Origin of the sequence: Bacillus sp. B4EP4a (assembly GCF_006680105.1) — a bacterium.
Lineage (GTDB): Bacteria > Bacillota > Bacilli > Bacillales > DSM-1321 > Peribacillus > Peribacillus simplex_E.
On the sequence record NZ_VHIK01000022.1, the window covers coordinates 260,541 to 278,344 of the forward strand.

Consider the following 17,804-nt stretch of genomic DNA (forward strand, 5'->3'; position numbering starts at 1 on the left):
CCTCATGAAACAAGATTTTTTGGCAAGCCACCCGTCATTCAGCATTTTCCATAATTCGAGGCAGAATAAAACTGAAAGTCGTCCCTTTATTAGGTAAACTGTTTACCGAAATGAAGCCATCATGGGCATTGATTATATTTTTTACGATTGCCAAACCCAAACCGGTGCCCGAACGGCCGCGGGTCCTTGCTTTATCCGCTTTATAAAACCTCTCGAATACAAAAGGCAAATCTTCTTCGGGAATTCCAGATCCAGAGTCCCTCACATCAATGATCAGACCCCTTCGATCACTTGTCCTCTGAATGACATCAATGTTACCGCCCGGAGGAGTATGACGAATCGCATTATCAATTAAATTGGTCAAAACCTGTTCAATGCGGTCCGGGTCGAAATGCCATTGAATTTGATCGTCTTGCATGCTGGCTGATATTGTGATCCCCTTTTCTTTAGCCAGCCCGGAAAACTTACTTGTAATCCTCTTTAAATAAGGAGAAATAGGTACGTATTCATAGCTAAGGTTCATTTTACCCGATTCCAATTTAGCTAGATCGAGGAGATCATTGACTAAACGGCCCATTCTCAAAGACTCATCATAGATGATGCGGGCCATTTCCACCTTTTCCTCTTCACTGCTCGCAATGTCATCTACAATCGCTTCACTATATCCTTGCAACATTGAAATCGGTGTTCTTAACTCATGGGAGACATTCGCTATGAAATCAGTCCTAAGTTTGTCCATACGTCTTTCATCACTCATATCCCGTATAATGGCCACCGCTCCCCGAATATTGTCGGCATTTGTATATAGCGGACTAACAATGAATCCCCAATCACGGCCCTGCAAAGTAATTTCACCGACTTGCTCCTTATGGAAGGACTCTGATTCATCAAAAAGATTCATCAAAACCAATGGGACATTGACATTATCTTCCCGGTTATAGCCCTTTTCAAAGTACCAGGATTGCAGAAATCTTTCTGCTGGCGGATTCGTTTCAAGAATTGTGCCATCTTTATTGAAGGTAATGACCCCATCTGCCATACTGCTAAGAATGCTTGAGAGATGTTCCTTTTCCTGACTAAGTGCATTCATATTGAATTTCAGCTGTTTTCTCATCTGGTTAAACGCTATGGCAAGCTCGCCGATCTCATCTTGTGTCAAGATCGGGACCTTTGTATCAAATTTCCCCCGGGCAATCGCTAGTGCGGCTTCCCTCATCTTCACCAATGGGGCATTGATTCTTGTAGATAAAAAGAAAGCAAAAATCGTTGTCAAAATAATGGCGATGCCTGCTGCCAATAATATGAACTGTGTAGTCGATTTTGTGGTTTCTTCCATCGACTCCAACGATTGAAATAGGAAAACTTCATCCTGTTCCCCATTCAATTCAAGTGGAATGCCTACTACGATTGAGGACAATTCCTCATTGCCTGCATCATCGGATAGCGCCATTTCCTTTTTTACAGTCTTTCTTTCAGTAAAAACCTTGATCAATTCGGAATCTTTTTTAATGAGTTCCGGCGTGATTTCGTACTCATTATCTCCTCCGATTGATGAGAATATCATTTTGTCATCATTAAGAATGATCATTTTCGTTTCGTTGCCTATTAATTCCGAAGCTATTTGTAAAACCTCATTGCTGGATCCCTGATGTTCATTCGTTACCTTAATGATTTGTTCAGCAGTTTTGGTTAAATCATTTTCAATATTTTCAATCTGGAAATTCTCAAAGAATTCGACCAGCAGAACGGTTAAAACAATTAATACAAACGACACGAGCAATAGGATCGTTGCCCATAGCTTCCCTACAACACTGCCCCATAGCATCAGTCATTAATGACTTCGAACTTGTAACCTACACCCCAAACAGTGACAATCATCTTGGCTGCGTTTTCGGATATGCGGTTTAATTTTTCACGTAAGCGTTTAACATGCGTGTCAACAGTTCGAAGATCCCCAAAGAATTCATAGTGCCACACTTCTTTTAACAATTGCTCCCGGTCGAAAACTTTATCTGGGGATTTCGCCAAGAAATATAATAATTCATATTCTTTTGGTGTTAATGAAACCTCTTTGTTATCAGCAAGTACTCGGTGGGCATCATTATCAATGGTTAAATGCGAGAAGACGATCACATCTTTTGCCGTCGTTTCCGTCTGCATGTAACTAGTGCTTGAAGAGCGACGTAATAAAGCTTTAACCCTTAATACGACTTCCCGGGGACTGAACGGCTTTACGATATAATCATCTGTCCCCACTTCGAACCCTTGAACGCGGTTCACTTCTTCCCCTTTAGCAGTCAGCATGATAATCGGTGTCGTTTTCTTTTCCCTTAATTCACGGCAAACTTCGATTCCATCTTTACCAGGCATCATAATATCCAATAAAATTAAATCATAATCATTTTCAATGGCTTTTGTTAAAGCCATATCTCCATTTTCAGCTTCATCGATTATGTAATCTTCTCTTTCCAAATACATCTTTAGCAGCCGGCGGATTCTTTCCTCATCATCCACCACGAGAATTTTTATAGCATTATACATTATGTAATCAGCCTCCTATCATATATTCTACAAAATGAAAACTTCCATGACTAATACTTTTTCCGCACAAAGTACGATAAAGAGCCTATTTTGCATGGCTTCCATGAACCTTTCACCATTTTGTCACAAAAAAAGACTTCGACCGCTCACTAAAAGTTCATGAATGCTATTTCACCGAAATATCCTTATTAAAGTGAGTGACGAAAAAAAGGATCATTCTCCAGAAAAATCGATAAGCCAACTCCTCGATGTTTCTTTCAAAAGACCCCCTTCATCTAAATATTACAATACAGAATCAAGCATATGAATGCAAACCAGCAATAACAAGATTGACGAATATCAGGTTAAACATAATGATGGCAAAACCGATGACGGCAAGCCAAGCTGATTTTTCCCCTTGCCATCCCTTCGACATGCGCAGATGTAAGAAAGCTGCATAAAACAACCAAGTAACCAGTGCCCAGACCTCTTTCGGATCCCAGCCCCAGAATCGTGTCCAGGCCACTTGAGCCCAGATCATTGCAAAAATGAGGGCACCGAGTGTAAAAATCGGAAAACCGATAAGGACCGAACGATAACTAATCTCATCCAATAAATTCAAATTCACATTTTTAACGATCGGTTTAATCAATGCTGCCACTCTTTTGCGAGCAATCAACCTTATTAAACCATACAAGACGAGCCCCATACCGAATGACCAAAGTACAGTATTCAGTTTCTTGGCATTGATCAGTGGAGGCATGTCCACCAGTGGTTCAAATCGATCCGTCTCGATAAGTTTCCCTTCATTGGGACCAACCAAAGCCGGTAAGTTGAATTCCTGTTTGACCTCGGCTCCGTGTTTATCGACCCAATCAAAATTCGCCTTATAATCCATCGCAGCAAAAGAAGAAGTGATGATGACGAATCCAATGGTGCAGACTAATGTGAACATGATGCCTTCAAGCCAGAACGTTCTTTTGCTTGATTGTGTCTGATCGACGAATTTGATTAAATAAATGATGGCAGTAACGAAACTTATGGCAAGGATCGACTGTCCTGCCGCTGCAGTCGTTACATGAATATGAAGCCAATCGCTCTGCAAAGCAGGAATGAGTGGCGAAATTTCTGTAGGGAACATACTTGCATATGCGATTATCAATAACGCAATCGGTAAAGCGAATAGCCCAAGGGCAGGTGTTTTATAAAGGAAATAAATTAATATGAAAGCACCGACCAGCATCATTCCGAAAAAGGTCGTAAATTCAAACAGGTTACTTACCGGAGCATGGCCGGCAGCTATCCATCTAGTGATGAAATACCCAATTTGCGCCGCGAAACCGAGAATGGTGATGAAAATGCCCAGTTTAGCCCATATGTTTTGTTTCTTTTCCTCCGCTCCGCGTTTATCCTTGATCGATCCCCCAAATAAAAAGGTTGCGACAAGATATAATAAGAAAGCTGCATATAAAAAGTTACTGCTTAATTCAGCCATTTAAAACTTCCCCCTTACTAGAAGATTTCTCATCTTCAAGTTGATCCATTGGTTCGGAAAGTGATGTTGATTCTATCGCTTGTTTTATATCTCTTTTAATACCGTGCCAGTTTTTGTTTGTATGGCCGGCCATTAATATCTCATCATCTTTCCTCTTAATCCATATACGCCGGTGATTCCAATAAGACCCTTGGACAACGCCGATCATGAAAATGATTCCACCCGTGAATAAGATCCAAAGCGTTAAATCCTTCCTGACGGTCAAAGCCGTGACATCTTGGGTTTCCACACCATTAAAAGCCATTTTATAAGTGTTTTCCCCTAAAGGCTCCACAGTCTCTTTAATCGCTACGAAACTGACCTCACCTTCTGGCTTATCCGGAGTATGCATTTTAAAGATAAATGCTGGATTATTCGGAATCTTCGATATCGTTCTAGGTTCACCTTTTTCATCGAACTCGAAATCGGGGAAGTAACTGATCAAGTCAACAGAATATCCTTCTTTCAACTCGTATTTCTTTTGTGGATTGTTCAAATCAACCTTTAAGCTTCCATATTTCTCTTCGGTTTTTTTATTTATCAAATTAAAAGACATCGTACTGAGCTCATCCAGTTTATAGTCTACTTGGTAGAGGGCATAATGATCATGTTTCAGAGGTTCATTGACTTTGATTTTATAATCTTTAAGTTTTTCAAGGTCCACTTTTTCCCCTGGTAAGGTTTCTCCCTTGCGCTCATACAACGTAACATCGGATTGATAGGTTTTTGCGATCGTACCGGTTTTATCTATTGCAGCACTGTACTGCGCATCTTCTTGATTCTCTTTGTCATACACCTCTAAGGTAAATTCATTATTCTGGAGGTAATATTCACCATTTGTACCCGGGATTTCTTTTCTCTCGCCTTCACGCAGCCAAAGTACTTTGTCGATATACATCCCAGGGACAGAACGCAATAATGCTCCAATTAAGAAAATGATAAGTCCAATATGATTAACATAGGGTCCCCAACGTGAAAAACGACCCTTTTCGGCAAGTATATGACCGTTTTCCTCCCGTATATGATAACGCTGCCTTTTTAGTCTATCCTTTACTTCTTCAAGGTTTATATCTTGGTCTTCAAGCTTTGTCACCCCATAAATCCGCTGACGTTTCATGAAACCGTCATGACGTGTGACCCCTTGTTTTTTTAACGATCGATATAATGGAAAGAACCGATCGATACTGGCAATCAATAGTGATATGCCCAGCATGCCTATGATAATCAAATACCACCATGAACTATATAAGTTATGAAACCCGAGTTCATAATACACTCTTCCGAACCAGCCGTATTCCAGTTCATAATGCTCAGCAGGCGTAGCTGTTGAAGGTATGTACATTTCCTGAGGTAAAATCGTCCCGATAGCTGAAGCGATCAACGCAATGACAATGAGCGTCACCCCTACCTTAACGGAAGAAAAGAAGTTCCATATTTTATCGATGATCGTTTTTTTATATGTTTGTGAACGCCTGGCACTTCCCTCATATCTCATATCAATAAGCTTGTTTTCTTTTTCGTTACCAAGCACCATCCCGCATTTACCACAAATCTTTGTGCCAAACGGATTTATATGACCACAATCGCATTTTACTTCTTTCATGTCAAAAACTCCCCAATATTATGGTTTAATTCTCTCCATATGCTTTTGGATGCTCTCTTCTGTCAAAGCTCCGGTGATGATATCTATCACTTTCCCCTCTTTATCGACCAAAAAGGTGACAGGCAATATATCCACGCGATAAGCATTTTCCACTTCCCTACCTTTATCGATCATGACAGGAAAGGTCAGATCATGCTTTGTAATGAAATTATTGACAGCATAGTCAGATTCCCCGACATTAACCGCCAATATCTCTACGCCATGGTCTTTAAAGTTTTTATATTGATTTTCCATATAAGGCATTTCGTATTCACACGGCTTGCAATATGTACCCCAAAAGTTCAGGAAGACGCCTTTTCCCTTGTAATCGGAAAGTTTATGCTCTTTGCCTTCCATATCAGTCAAGACGAAATTGGGTGCATCTGATCCTTTTCTCAGACTTTCATTCTTATCTTTAGTGAAGTTCGTATAAAGGGCAAACACTAAAGCTGCACCTAAAAGCAGGAGAATGATGGTTCTGCTAATTAGGCGTCGCTTCTTTTTATCCATAGAGATCCTCCTAAGGCCACACTAAATTTAACCATACCATTATACCATTTAACGCCATGTCCTTTTTATTTACATTTCTGAAGGTTTTGTGACATTCTTTCCTGATTCATGAAGGAAAAGGTATTTACAGGTTGTTTTCCACTACCCCATTCTTCCAGGGGAAGAATGGGGTAGTGGTTTCAACCTATTAATACAGGAAAATTCTTTCTTACATTCTCCGCTGTTTAGGTTCGGTCGTTGCTAAAGTCCGCATTAATTTAACTTCATGTGGAGTCAGCTCCCGGGAATCTCCTGCAGTTAAACCGTCCAAGGTCAAGAAACCATATTGTTCCCTCTTCAATTTAATGACGGGATGGCCAATTGCTTCGAACATCCGGCGGACTTGCCTGTTCCTGCCTTCATGTATTGTGATTTCAACTATCGCCGTTTCCTTTTTCTTGTCGGTAGACAATACCCTTGTCTTGGCTGGTGCAGTCTTGCCATCCTCCAACTTGATACCTTTATCCAACTTTTTCAAGCTTTCACGCAAAGGCATCCCTTTCACTTTTGCCACGTACACTTTATCCACTTCATGCTTCGGATGCATTAACGTGTTTGCAAATTCCCCGTCATTGGTTAAAATCAATAAGCCTGAAGTATCGTAATCCAAGCGGCCAACTGGATAAATCCGTTCATTGATGTAAGGGAAAAAGTCAGTTACGACTTTTCTATTCTTATCATCAGAAACTGCCGAAATGACGCCGCGCGGTTTATAGAATAGGAAATAAACTGGGGCTTCTTTTTCTAGCGGGACTTCATTAACCTCAACCTTATCATTAGGCCCAACTTTCACACCTAATTCCTTCACTACTTTGCCGTTCACTTTTACCTTACCTTCTAAAATCAACTCTTCTGCTTTACGGCGGGAAGCCAGTCCAGCATGTGCTATCACCTTTTGTAATCGTTCCATCTATCTTCACCCCATAGTATAATCATTCGTTTGTTATTGTCTATACATACACAATCATACAATTATTACATATTGAGAGGCAAAAACAAAAGGTTTTTCGCGAATAAGAGCTTTTCTTTTATTATTACACCAATAATGGGACGGTTAAATGGGTTGGTTTCCATAATGAGTGTAACATAGCTTATTTTTCCATACAAAAAAATGTTTCTTTTGGATGAAAGTTCGATTTCGTTTAAAAATGGAGAACTTAACATAGCCGATTGTTTAAGAAAAAAGACAAAAAAAAAGAAATGGAATCGCCCATTTCCCTAGTCTTTAATTCATACCAAAAACCAATGTGACGACGATAACGGCAGCTATGATACCGATCAAGTCTGCCAAAAGACCGACCTTTAGGGCATCACCCATTTTTTTGATCCCGACAGCTCCAAAATAAACGGTCAATACATAGAAGGTGGTATCTGTACTTCCCTGAATCGTGGCAGCCAATCGCCCAGTAAAGGAATCCGGTCCATAAACAGATATCAGGTCGCTGGTTATTCCTAAAGCGGCTGTTCCGGATATTGGTCTAATAATAGCAAGGGGTAAAACCTCAGATGGAAAATGAAGAAAGGAAAGCAAGGGGTGCAGTGATTGTACAATAAAATCCAAGGCCCCTGATGCCCTAAATACTGAAATCGCCACTAGCATCCCTACCAGGAAAGGGATGAGGGAAAAAGACATGCTGATTCCTTCTTTCCCCCCCTCAACGAAGGTCTCATAGGTGGGAACTCTTTTCAATGTGCCGTACAGTAATATACAGAGGATCAAAATCGGTATCATCCAAATTGAAATGGTGGTCATCCAGTGCAACATCCTATTCCCTCCCGCTCCTCTTTCTCTTGTAATAAAAATATCGATCTATCGCGATTCCTCCAACTGCAGAAATGGCCGTTGCTATTATGGTCGGAAAAACGATGTCCGTCGGGGAGTGGGCATCGTAATTCATGCGGATAGCAATGACAGTAGTTGGAATCAACGTTACGCTTGAGGTATTGATGGCTAAAAAAGTGACCATCGAGCGGCTGACCGTTGCTTTTCCCCCATTTAGTTTCTTTAGCTGTTCCATGGCTTTTATACCAAGAGGCGTAGCTGCATTCCCCAATCCAAATGTGTTTGCCATCATATTGGAAAGTATATACCCCATAGCGGGATGATTAGGAGGCACTTCAGGGAATAGCCATCTCATGAACGGCTTGAACAAATTGGATAGTTTATCTAACAGCCCCGATTCCTCCGCTATTTTCATCAAACCCAGCCAAAAGACAAGTATGCTCATCAGTCCCAGGCAAAGGGTGACCGCTTCCTTTGCGCTGACAAATAGAGCTTCATTCACCTGATCCATCGTCCCATTAATCATGCCAAAGACAATACCGATCACAAACATCCCGACCCAAATGTAATTAACCATTGCGTCCGATTCCCAATACCGCTTCAAATACCTCAGCCCATGAAGATTGGAATGATTGTTGCTTGAAGCTTTCTTTTGCTTCCCCATAAAAAATCGAACGACTACCTATTTTCTTTCCATCGAGATAGATGGATGCTCTGCCGACCACTGCTGGGATTTTCCTTTTATCCTTCCAAGCCCTCTGTGGCTTCAACAATTTCATTTTCACATTGACCAACTTTCTCTCTTCTTTTGTCAGTGGGTACGAGAAATCATTTTTAATGTAGACATGCCCTTTATATATTTTATTTTCCATATTCTTTACCATGCCTTCAGGTAAAATTTCTGTTGGCTTATAATCCTTAAATGCGGATTCGTACATTTGAATATGATCATTCCAATCATCCGGACCATTCAATGTCACAGCAATCAGGTCATGCCCGTTTTTTGTTGCGGTCGTGACCAAGGTACGTTTTGCTAGTTTGGTATACCCTGTTTTCCCCCCTGTGCAATACTCATACAATTGTGTAAGTAGGCGGTTTTTGTTCTTCCATACATAATCCCATTGTTCTGTGGAATTAGATGCCCTGTGTTCCTTTGTGCCGGCAATCTTTGCATACGTTTCATTTTGCATGGCATAACGAGTGAGTATGGCCATATCATATGCGGTTGAATAATGGTTCTTCGTATTATCCAAACCATGTGGATTTGAAAAATGGGTATTTTTCATCCCGATTTCTTCCGCCTTTTGATTCATCATCCACACGAATCCATCTAGGCTTCCACCAACCTTTTCGCTGATTGCGACTGCTGCATCATTACCCGAACGAAGCATCAAGCCATAAACCAAATCTTCGAGCTTAATTCTTTCTCCTTCTTTTAAATAAAGTGACGAGCCCTCCGTCCCGAAGGCAGTGCTGCTCACCTTCACTGTTTCATCCATTAGTCCCGATTCAATAGCCAAGATAGCCGTCATTATTTTCGTAATGCTTGCTATGCGGTTCTTTTCATGAGCATTCACTTCATATATGACCCTTCCGCTATCCTCATCCATTAAAATCGCACTATGGGCACTTACGGATACATTTGCATTGGCGCTTTGTACGGGTGCAATAAAAGACAACAGGAGAATGACAATACACAAACTTGATAACCCTTTATATGGAAAACGCATGAGTGCCCCCTCGTCTCTTTACTTGTTTTTGTACAAGTTTATGCAAATGGACAAGGGTTATGAATAAAAGAATGTAAACCTTCATGATATCTATTGATTTTCAACATAAAAAAAATCGATAGGGGCCCCCTATCGATTTAGTGTTCTATCATACTAATAATGCGGCTATTTCATCGATTTTCTTAGCTCCGAATACCACTTCTTCATCATTGATGATCATGGCGGGCACGCTCATGACTTTATATTTCTTCTTGATTTCCTGGAAATTGCTTATATCGACCATTTCAGCTTCAACGTTAGGGTTTTCAATCGCAATGCGCTGTGCACCCACTACAACGTCTGGACAGTAGTGACATGCCAATGAAACCATAACCTTAATGTTCGCTTTTTTACTGATTCCCTTAATTGAATTCAATACGACTGAATCCAATGCTTGACCAGGTCCGGCCAGGTTATAGATAGCCAAAATGAAGGAATTCAACTCATGGCCGCCTGGTACACCGTGGTATTTGACGCCACTGTATTCACCATTCGAATTTAAGAGGGAAACGACAGGGAACTTATCTGCATTGATTTTTTCTTCAATTTCCGGACTTTCTCCCTTGTTGTATAACTCAAGATGCAGCTTGTCTCCTAATTCCGCAACATCCAACAAGAAGTCTCGCAATTCGACTGATTTTGGCAAACTTTCATCGACGATGGACACCAACGTTACTTCGCTCTCCATCTTGCCGAAGATTCCCTTTAATTGGCCGCGTAACGCATCACTTAATAAAGCGCTCTTACCTGCCGGGACAGCGGCCTGTTCTTTTTTCGCCGGTTTTTCAACTTCAGGTTCATCTTTGATTCCTAGGCGATCTTTTTCTTCTTCAATATATTTACCGGCATCCGTTGCTGCAATCGCCCCATCAGATACAGCTGTAATAATCTGGCGTAAGGATTTTGGCCTTAGGTCGCCCGCTGCATAGACACCTTTCACATTAGTCTTCATATCATCATCGGTTAAAATGTAACCAGCATGATCCATTTCGATATGGCCCTTGAAAATTTCTGTTTTCGGCTCATATCCTATGAAAACGAAAACTCCAAACGTACTGTCTTCTTCCTTCGCCTTATATTCAAATTCTTCTTTAGTCGCATTATTGATGAAACGGGCACTTTGAATCATCCCGTCTCCATATACCCCAAGGATCTCCGTATTGAATTTCACTTCAATCTTATCATTTGCCATTACTTTATCCACAATGGACGGGGCACACGAGAAGCTTGATTCCCGGGCGATGATTGTAACTTTTGTAGCAAAGCGTGTCAGGAATATAGCTTCTTCAGCGGCTGCATATCCTGCCCCGATAACGAAAACTTCCAACCCTTCAAAGAATTCACCATCACATGTTGAACAATATGCTACACCGCGGCCAGTAAATTCCTCTTCACCTGGAAATCCTAGTGTTCTTGGAGAAGCACCCGTTGCAATGATGACGGAGCGGGCATGGTAATCCCCGCCAAGGGTTTTAACGACTTTCACCTCACCGGAGAAATCCACGCCCGTTACATCAGCTTTGGCGAATTCAACGCCAAAATCTTCGTTTTGAAGCTTCATTTCTTCAACTAACCTAGGGCCCGATATATGACGGATACCAGGATAATTGGCTATTTCCGATGTAGTTGCAGCTTGTCCGCCGCCAGTTCCTTTTTCAAGAATTATTGTTTTTACCTTAGCTCTTCCTGCATAAACGCCGGCTGAGAGGCCTGCAGGTCCGCCACCAATAATTAATAAATCATATATTTTTTTCATCTTTTGTACTCCTTGCTGAATGATAATACGTGCTAAACTGATTATTTTGAAAAACAAAAGGCACTTATTTTAGGTAAGTGCCTTTTGTCATAAGATCTTGCTGGACGAGTTGTCCCAGTAATCGTAATCAATGCTCGGTGTGTCCATTACCTGTAGAAATGGACCATCCCATTAAAAATTAAAGTTTACCTACAAGGTCTAGGCTTGGTTCAAGAGTGGCTTCACCTGGAGTCCATTTTGCAGGGCAAACTTTATCTCCATGTTCTGCTACGAATTGTGCAGCTTGAACTTTTCTTACAAGTTCTTCAGCATTACGGCCAATTCCTAGGTCATTAATTTCGTATGCTTTAATTTGTCCTTCTGGATTCACGATGAAAGTTCCACGTAGAGCCAATCCATCTTCTTCAATCAATACACCGAATTGACGGGATAAAACGTTTGCTGGGTCAGCTAACATTGGATATTGGATTTTACCGATTGTATCAGTAGCATCAGCCCATCCTTTGTGGCTGAAATGAGTATCTGTTGAAACTGAGTAAACTTCACAACCAATTTCCTTGAATGTTTCATAGTTATCTTGAAGATCAGCTAATTCAGTTGGACATACGAAAGAGAAGTCAGCTGGGTAGAAAAAGAATACTGCCCATTTTCCTTTAACATCTTCAAGTGTAACTTCTTTGAATTCTCCTGCATGGTAAGCTTGTACTTTAAAATCTTCAACTTGTTTATTGATCAATGACATAATAAATTCCTCCAATAGCTAATTTTTTTATCTGCTCCTGTTTATAATAATTATTAAATAGAAATTAGTCAATAAATATACCTTAATAATTTTTAAGTTCACAAATTGGTCACAGTTTTTATATTGATATAAATTAATTATTTTTAAAAACCCATAGTACTTCAAAGTAGCCTACTTAACACATTTCCAATGTTATTTCAAGGATTTGACTAAGACACATGCTCATTATTTCGTGATATGATATCATCTCCTTTTCAATCTAATTATAATATCCAAATGAGAATCATAAGTCGCTTCCAAAATAAAATTTGCAGCTCCCCTTCTTATCCTTCCCATATTTTCCCTAAAAATTCTTGATACAATATTTCAGGCAAAAAAAAACGAACCTTCACGGCTCGTATATTTGCAATTGGTTCTCAAAAGACTTTCCTATATTTTATCAGTTATTGCTTTTTCCAGATAAGCTTTTTCGCTTCGGTGAACCTTACGGCAGTTTTCGGCCAGTTTACAACGTCCCACCATTTGTCCACATAGGCTGCCCGATTATTTTTATATTGCAGGTAATAAGCATGTTCCCATACATCAAGAACAAGGATTGGGATCGTATCCCACTGGGTCAAAACCATATGCAATTCCGATTGAAGTATTTCTAGCCGCCGCGCACGCGGAACCCAGACTAAAATCGCCCAGCCAACTCCTTCTACTTGTTTGGCAGCTTCACTAAAATGACTTTTAAAAGCTGCAAAGCTTCCAAAATCCGTCTCAATCTGATTGAGTAAATCCCCCCTTGGCTGTCCGCCCCCTCCCGGAATCATCTCTTCCCAGAACAGCGTATGGAGATAATGGCCTGACCCATGAAAGGCTGCTTCCTTTTCCCAATGTTTCAACAAGGAAAAATCTTTCGTTTCCCTCGCTTTTTTCATCATCAATTCCGCTTTATTCAGACCATCGACATATGCTTGATGATGCTTATCATGGTGCAGATACATGATTTCCCTTGAAATCGTCGGTTCCAGCGCATCATAGGCATAAGGTAACGGCGGTAGCGTATGATTCCCAATTGGCACTGATTGCCTATCCTGTATACTGAATTCTCTAGCGAGTTCTTCAATTTCCTCGTAGACCCGAGCCATCTCTTCTTCAATCAGGACCATATCCTCATAATCCATTTCTTCCTCATCCATATCTTTTGTCAACTGGGAAAGCCGTTCAATATTCGACAGCAATGGCGAATCGGTGATATCGATCTTCTCAAGATATTCCATCACTCCATCAACCCAATCACTTACCTCTTTAGCATAATCTCTTTCATCAGACATCTTGCAACCTCCTCTTAACCTTTATGCACATGAATCATCAAAGTATTTTATGTTTCGATTAAGCGGAGATTCCATTTATAGCAAAAAAACAGCTAGGCCTCTTAAGCCCAGCTGTTTCATTATCTTGACTGTAACATTTTCGTCCGGTAATCCGTTTCATAAAACTCCAATTCTTCACGCATGGTCTGGAATCCACTTTCCACGGCCTTCAGAATGGATATTATGCTGTCAGGTACACTTTGGTGAAATTTAATCGAGTTTTTTCCTGTATAGGCAGATCTGCTGTCCTCAAACCACCGATCTGATTTTGGGGAAAAGTATTCTTCGATACATTGATGATAAACTCTATAAAGCGTCTTTTCAGCTGCAGCTTTATTGAAAACATCATTTTTCAGAACGATTTGGCAAGCCTCCAAGCCCTCTTCACAACTTACAAGCATTCTTCTTAAACTAGAAAGGATTCCTTTATAATAGGTTTCATCCCCGCTTTTTTCCTCTTGCAGCTTAGAATAGGTTGTCTCATTCATAAATTCTTCTAGTTGAGCCACTGTCGTTTCTAAAAACCCTTTTACATCTTCAAGCTGAGATTTTACCAATGTATTCCCCAACCGTGAACCCTCCTCAAAATGATTAAGATTGAATATAATAGTCAACATGTGACTCTATATCATATGGTTTAGCTTGGTCAATAGATATAAACACTTTCTCCAATTTTTCAAAATCTATATTTTCGAAATAACCAGCCATCTCTTTTTCTGCATTTATATAAATACGTTTTCGGTTAACCAGGCTCGGGTCTTTGAGTAGACAGACCATTGCAATGATATCAGCCATATAAATATCTCTGTTAGGGCTTTTGAATATAGGGTTGGCGGGATATGGGGTCCAACGAGTGACCATCTCATCAAAATAGCGAAGATACAGTACATTCAGCGTCTTATCTTCTCCATCCTTTATGTATTGTATAACGGATCGATTAAAGAAGTCCTCAGGTGAATTTGACTTTTCCTTTTCAAGCCCAAATCCATTGCATGCTACAATTCGCACCCGCAATCCCCCCGCATTCATTTTTTTCTATATTATCACAATTTATTGAAAAATGTTATTCGATTGTTTGCTGAAATTTTTCAAAAAACAGATCGGCTTCATCATTTTCAAAGCCATCATCCGAATTATCGGCGAGAGGCGGTAATTCATCAATGGAATTCAGGCCGAAGTAATCCAAAAACTCTTTTGTTGTCCCATATAAATAAGCCCGGCCCGAGCCTTCAGCACGTCCGACCTCTTTTATTAAGACTTTAGTGACAAGTGTATGAATGGGGCGATCCGTTTTCACTCCGCGAATTTCATCAATTTCAGCTCTAGTAATCGGCTGTTTATAGGCAATGATTGCGAGTGTTTCCAAAGCCGCCTGGGACAATCCTTGAGTGCTTGATGTTTCCACCAGCCTTTTCAAGTAATCCGAGTGCTCTTTCTTTGTCGTCATTTGATAAACACCCGCTATTTCGATTACCTGAATCCCGCGTACATCCGATATATATTCTTCCTTTAAACTTTCAACGATGTCCGTTGCTTGATATTCCGTAATTTCCAGGACAGAGGCAATTTGTTTGACGGATAGCCCTTCATCTCCGGCAGCAAACAATAATGCCTCAAGAATCCCTTTCCAATTAATAACTTCCAACTGGTTCTACACCTTCCTTAGCAGCAATCATGATATCCGAAAAATTATCTTCCTGTTCAACGATGATTTCATTTAATTTCATCAGTTCCAGCACCGCCATAAAAGTGATGACGATATGCTCTTTAACCGGGAGCGAGAACAGTTCAAAAAAACTTTTCTTTCCTTTAATCGATTGTAACTCAATCATGATTTCATCCATTCGTTTCTCTATCGATATCTCTTGTTTCGTTACCTTCGTGTAAAGCGGCTTTTGAATTTTTTGCCTTCGCAGCAGTTTTTGAAGAGCCCCCAACATATCGTATAGACTTATATTCAACTCTTGCTTATCACTTTCCGCTTCTTTTACATAAACCGATAAATCACTTGGGGGTTTGGTGAAAATCAAGCTTCTTTCTTCTTCCATCCCTTTAAATTCTTCGGCTGCATTTTTATACTTTTTATATTCTAATAGTTTTTCCACAAGCTCATCACGTGGATCTTCTTCAAATATTTCCCCATCTTCATCAATCATTAGTTCATCTTCATGCTTTGGAAGCAACGTTTTACTCTTGATGGCTAGCAGCGTTGCAGCCATCACTAGATATTCGCTGGCGACATCCAATTCAAGATGCTGCATCGTATGGATGTAACTTAGGTATTGATCTGTAATACCAGCCATCGGAATATCGTAGATGTCTATTTCCAGGCGATTAATCAAATGCAGAAGTAAATCCATCGGTCCTTCGAAAGCGTCAATTTTTATATTATAACCCATTAAATTACCTCATTTAAATCTAATTGGCCGATATAGACCTATTTCTTTTACTAATCAAGTATAGTGGATTGCCGCCCTTTATCCAAATAATAATTTACTGACCTTAGAAAAGTTTTTATTTGGGATTACCATCAAATGGGTCGTTGCCCAATCACATTCCGAAATCCAACATAACCTAGAAATGTAAGAATAGCAGAACAAAGGAGGTACTCATTATGGGTGCAGGTGGTTTTGGACACGGCGGCGGATTCGCGTTTATTGTAGTATTGTTCATATTATTAGTTATCGTCGGTGCTTCATGGTGTTAATTCATGACTGATGAATCAAGCTGATTGCCTTGCAATCGGCTTTCTTTATTTTCCTGGAAAAAATTCTATGCTAAACTTAGTGAGTATACATAGCGGGTGTTAAGCTAAAAGAAAATGGCTTTTTGCCTTACTTTAGATGATTCCATCAAACAAAAGGGGTGCTCCTATTGAATTACGCGGAAGACTACCTTTCTTTCCTTGTCCATTTCCATGGGCCAAGGGATTACTTCGAATGTCATGAAATTCTTGAAGAATATTGGAAGGAAACCGCACCAAAAGAGCGTGACTCTCATTGGGTCGGACTCATTCAAATTGCGGTTGCCCTGTATCATGATCGCAGGGGAAACAATAAAGGGGCTGCAAGGACCCTGTCTAAAGCCCTGGCAAATCTCCATCTTAAAAAGGCCGAGCTCCTGAAGTTGGGACTCGATCCAGAACGACTGTTCAAATTGCTCGAGGACACCCATGAGCGAATGTTATCACAAAAGCCATATAAAAGCATTAATCTGCCGATAGCCGATCAAAGCTTGATTGAAAAATGCCAGTCCATCTGTTTGCAAGAAGGGTACATATGGGGTACAGATAGCGACATGGCTAATTCAGCAATAGTTGATAAGCATCTAATGCGTGACCGTTCGGATGTCATTTCCGAAAGGGCTCGGCAGCTTTCCCTTCGAAAAACAAAAATGGAGGACCGCCCTTAAAGGTGGTCCTCCATTCAAGCTTTCCTATTCAAAAATCTTCACACCTGTCAAGAAAGCTTTCCGTAAACTCATTTGCTTTTAATTCTTTGTCAGGATATTGCTCCTTGATGGCCCTGACCATCGTTTTACCGATACCTTGCTTCCGGAAGGATGGATTTACGGATATATGTTGTATCTCAATGTGGTTTGGAGAGACTTCTATCCCGATCAAGCCCGTAATCTCTTCATCTTTCCATAAGAACAGCTGTAGATTTTCATCCGTTTCATAATTCTTCATCGTATTCCGAAGCGTTTTTATCTCTTTTTCATTTGGCATGAAAGATAATAATCCCATGGCAAACTTCTCATAACTTTTCTTATACTTAATCAACATAATATCCCTCGTTACTAAATAACGTTTTTATTATCTTCCTGTTTCCGATTAATTTGCTTTGAATAATAATCCTCACATATAACATTTACATCATACATAAAAACCTCGTTCGTTTCAACATCACTTTCAGCACTTGATTTATCGCTGTGCTATGTGCTAAGCGATAAACAGCCAATATACGATTCCCCACATCAAAGCGATAATAAGCATCATAAGTAAAAGAGCCTTATTACTTTTCCTCATTCCATACTCCCTTTATGAATGGTCCAAATATTTAAATAACGAATTCATTCTACTATAACTTAACACAAACTGACAAATATCCTTGCAATCTTGCTTCGATTTTACTACATTGGTAAAGTGATCT

At 40.2% G+C, this 17,804-nt stretch carries 19 protein-coding genes; 2 read left to right on the forward strand and 17 right to left on the reverse strand.

The annotated features are described in order from the left end of the window. Positions 1-34: 34 nt before the first annotated feature. The 16 genes from FNK51_RS13010 to FNK51_RS13085 all read right to left on the reverse strand — a co-directional run bounded on the left by FNK51_RS13010 (position 35) and on the right by FNK51_RS13085 (position 16,052). Positions 35-1,828 (reverse strand): ATP-binding protein, encoded by a 1,794-nt coding sequence (locus FNK51_RS13010; RefSeq protein WP_141993588.1) that lies wholly within the window; start codon positions 1,826-1,828, stop codon positions 35-37. Then, on the reverse strand, positions 1,825-2,541 hold the full coding sequence (locus tag FNK51_RS13015; protein ID WP_141993589.1) for a response regulator: 717 nt from the start codon (positions 2,539-2,541) through the stop codon (positions 1,825-1,827). Before FNK51_RS13015 ends, FNK51_RS13010 begins: the two co-directional genes overlap by 4 nt. Before the next feature lie 295 nt (positions 2,542-2,836). Then, positions 2,837-4,015 (reverse strand): c-type cytochrome biogenesis protein CcsB, encoded by a 1,179-nt coding sequence (gene ccsB / locus FNK51_RS13020; protein WP_098370812.1) that lies wholly within the window; start codon positions 4,013-4,015, stop codon positions 2,837-2,839. Next, positions 4,008-5,657 (reverse strand): cytochrome c biogenesis protein ResB, encoded by a 1,650-nt coding sequence (gene resB / locus FNK51_RS13025; RefSeq protein WP_141993590.1) that lies wholly within the window; start codon positions 5,655-5,657, stop codon positions 4,008-4,010. The genes ccsB and resB overlap by 8 nt, the downstream gene beginning before the upstream one ends. Positions 5,658-5,675: 18 nt before the next feature. Further along, positions 5,676-6,206 (reverse strand): thiol-disulfide oxidoreductase ResA, encoded by a 531-nt coding sequence (resA, locus tag FNK51_RS13030; RefSeq protein WP_098370814.1) that lies wholly within the window; start codon positions 6,204-6,206, stop codon positions 5,676-5,678. Positions 6,207-6,414: 208 nt separating this feature from the next. After that, positions 6,415-7,155 carry a 23S rRNA pseudouridine(2605) synthase RluB gene (rluB, locus tag FNK51_RS13035; RefSeq protein WP_034308106.1) on the reverse strand — a complete coding sequence of 247 codons (741 nt, stop codon included), beginning with the start codon at positions 7,153-7,155 and terminating at the stop codon, positions 6,415-6,417. 315 nt (positions 7,156-7,470) lie between these two features. Further along, positions 7,471-8,010 carry a spore maturation protein gene (locus tag FNK51_RS13040; RefSeq protein ID WP_141993591.1) on the reverse strand — a complete coding sequence of 180 codons (540 nt, stop codon included), beginning with the start codon at positions 8,008-8,010 and terminating at the stop codon, positions 7,471-7,473. A 1-nt stretch (position 8,011) separates the two neighbouring features. Next, positions 8,012-8,605, reverse strand: a complete 594-nt coding sequence (locus FNK51_RS13045) for a nucleoside recognition domain-containing protein (RefSeq protein ID WP_076365572.1) — start codon at positions 8,603-8,605, stop codon at positions 8,012-8,014. Continuing rightward, positions 8,598-9,758 (reverse strand): D-alanyl-D-alanine carboxypeptidase family protein, encoded by a 1,161-nt coding sequence (locus FNK51_RS13050; RefSeq protein WP_141993592.1) that lies wholly within the window; start codon positions 9,756-9,758, stop codon positions 8,598-8,600. The genes FNK51_RS13045 and FNK51_RS13050 overlap by 8 nt, the downstream gene beginning before the upstream one ends. Positions 9,759-9,906: 148 nt before the next feature. Then, complete coding sequence (locus tag FNK51_RS13055; protein WP_141993593.1) at positions 9,907-11,553, reverse strand: FAD-dependent oxidoreductase; 1,647 nt, start codon at positions 11,551-11,553, stop codon at positions 9,907-9,909. A gap of 178 nt (positions 11,554-11,731) precedes the next feature. Beyond that, the gene (gene ahpC, locus FNK51_RS13060) at positions 11,732-12,295 is read right to left on the reverse strand and encodes an alkyl hydroperoxide reductase subunit C (protein WP_063233159.1); all 564 of its coding nucleotides are present in this window, start codon (positions 12,293-12,295) and stop codon (positions 11,732-11,734) included. 443 nt (positions 12,296-12,738) lie between these two features. Continuing rightward, positions 12,739-13,614: a superoxide dismutase gene (locus tag FNK51_RS13065; protein ID WP_098370817.1), complete on the reverse strand. Its 876-nt coding sequence runs from the start codon at positions 13,612-13,614 to the stop codon at positions 12,739-12,741. Between the two features lie 119 nt (positions 13,615-13,733). Further along, a complete protein-coding gene (locus FNK51_RS13070; protein WP_141993594.1) occupies positions 13,734-14,222 on the reverse strand; it encodes a YpuI family protein in 489 nt (162 codons plus the stop codon). 22 nt (positions 14,223-14,244) lie between these two features. Next, positions 14,245-14,661, reverse strand: a complete 417-nt coding sequence (locus FNK51_RS13075) for a hypothetical protein (RefSeq protein WP_260399630.1) — start codon at positions 14,659-14,661, stop codon at positions 14,245-14,247. Positions 14,662-14,716: 55 nt separating this feature from the next. Then, positions 14,717-15,298 carry an SMC-Scp complex subunit ScpB gene (gene scpB, locus FNK51_RS13080; RefSeq protein WP_098370820.1) on the reverse strand — a complete coding sequence of 194 codons (582 nt, stop codon included), beginning with the start codon at positions 15,296-15,298 and terminating at the stop codon, positions 14,717-14,719. After that, the gene (locus tag FNK51_RS13085) at positions 15,285-16,052 is read right to left on the reverse strand and encodes a segregation/condensation protein A (protein WP_141993595.1); all 768 of its coding nucleotides are present in this window, start codon (positions 16,050-16,052) and stop codon (positions 15,285-15,287) included. Before FNK51_RS13085 ends, scpB begins: the two co-directional genes overlap by 14 nt. Before the next feature lie 215 nt (positions 16,053-16,267). On the opposite strand from FNK51_RS13085, the gene FNK51_RS13090 reads away from it, so the two are divergent. Then, the gene (locus tag FNK51_RS13090) at positions 16,268-16,360 is read left to right on the forward strand and encodes a YjcZ family sporulation protein (RefSeq protein ID WP_081108854.1); all 93 of its coding nucleotides are present in this window, start codon (positions 16,268-16,270) and stop codon (positions 16,358-16,360) included. A 167-nt stretch (positions 16,361-16,527) separates the two neighbouring features. Beyond that, positions 16,528-17,064, forward strand: a complete 537-nt coding sequence (locus FNK51_RS13095) for a DUF309 domain-containing protein (RefSeq protein ID WP_141993596.1) — start codon at positions 16,528-16,530, stop codon at positions 17,062-17,064. Positions 17,065-17,092: 28 nt separating this feature from the next. Here FNK51_RS13095 and FNK51_RS13100 read toward each other — a convergent pair whose 3' ends face one another. Then, the gene (locus FNK51_RS13100; RefSeq protein ID WP_076365552.1) at positions 17,093-17,437 is read right to left on the reverse strand and encodes a GNAT family N-acetyltransferase; all 345 of its coding nucleotides are present in this window, start codon (positions 17,435-17,437) and stop codon (positions 17,093-17,095) included. Positions 17,438-17,804: the final 367 nt, after the last annotated feature.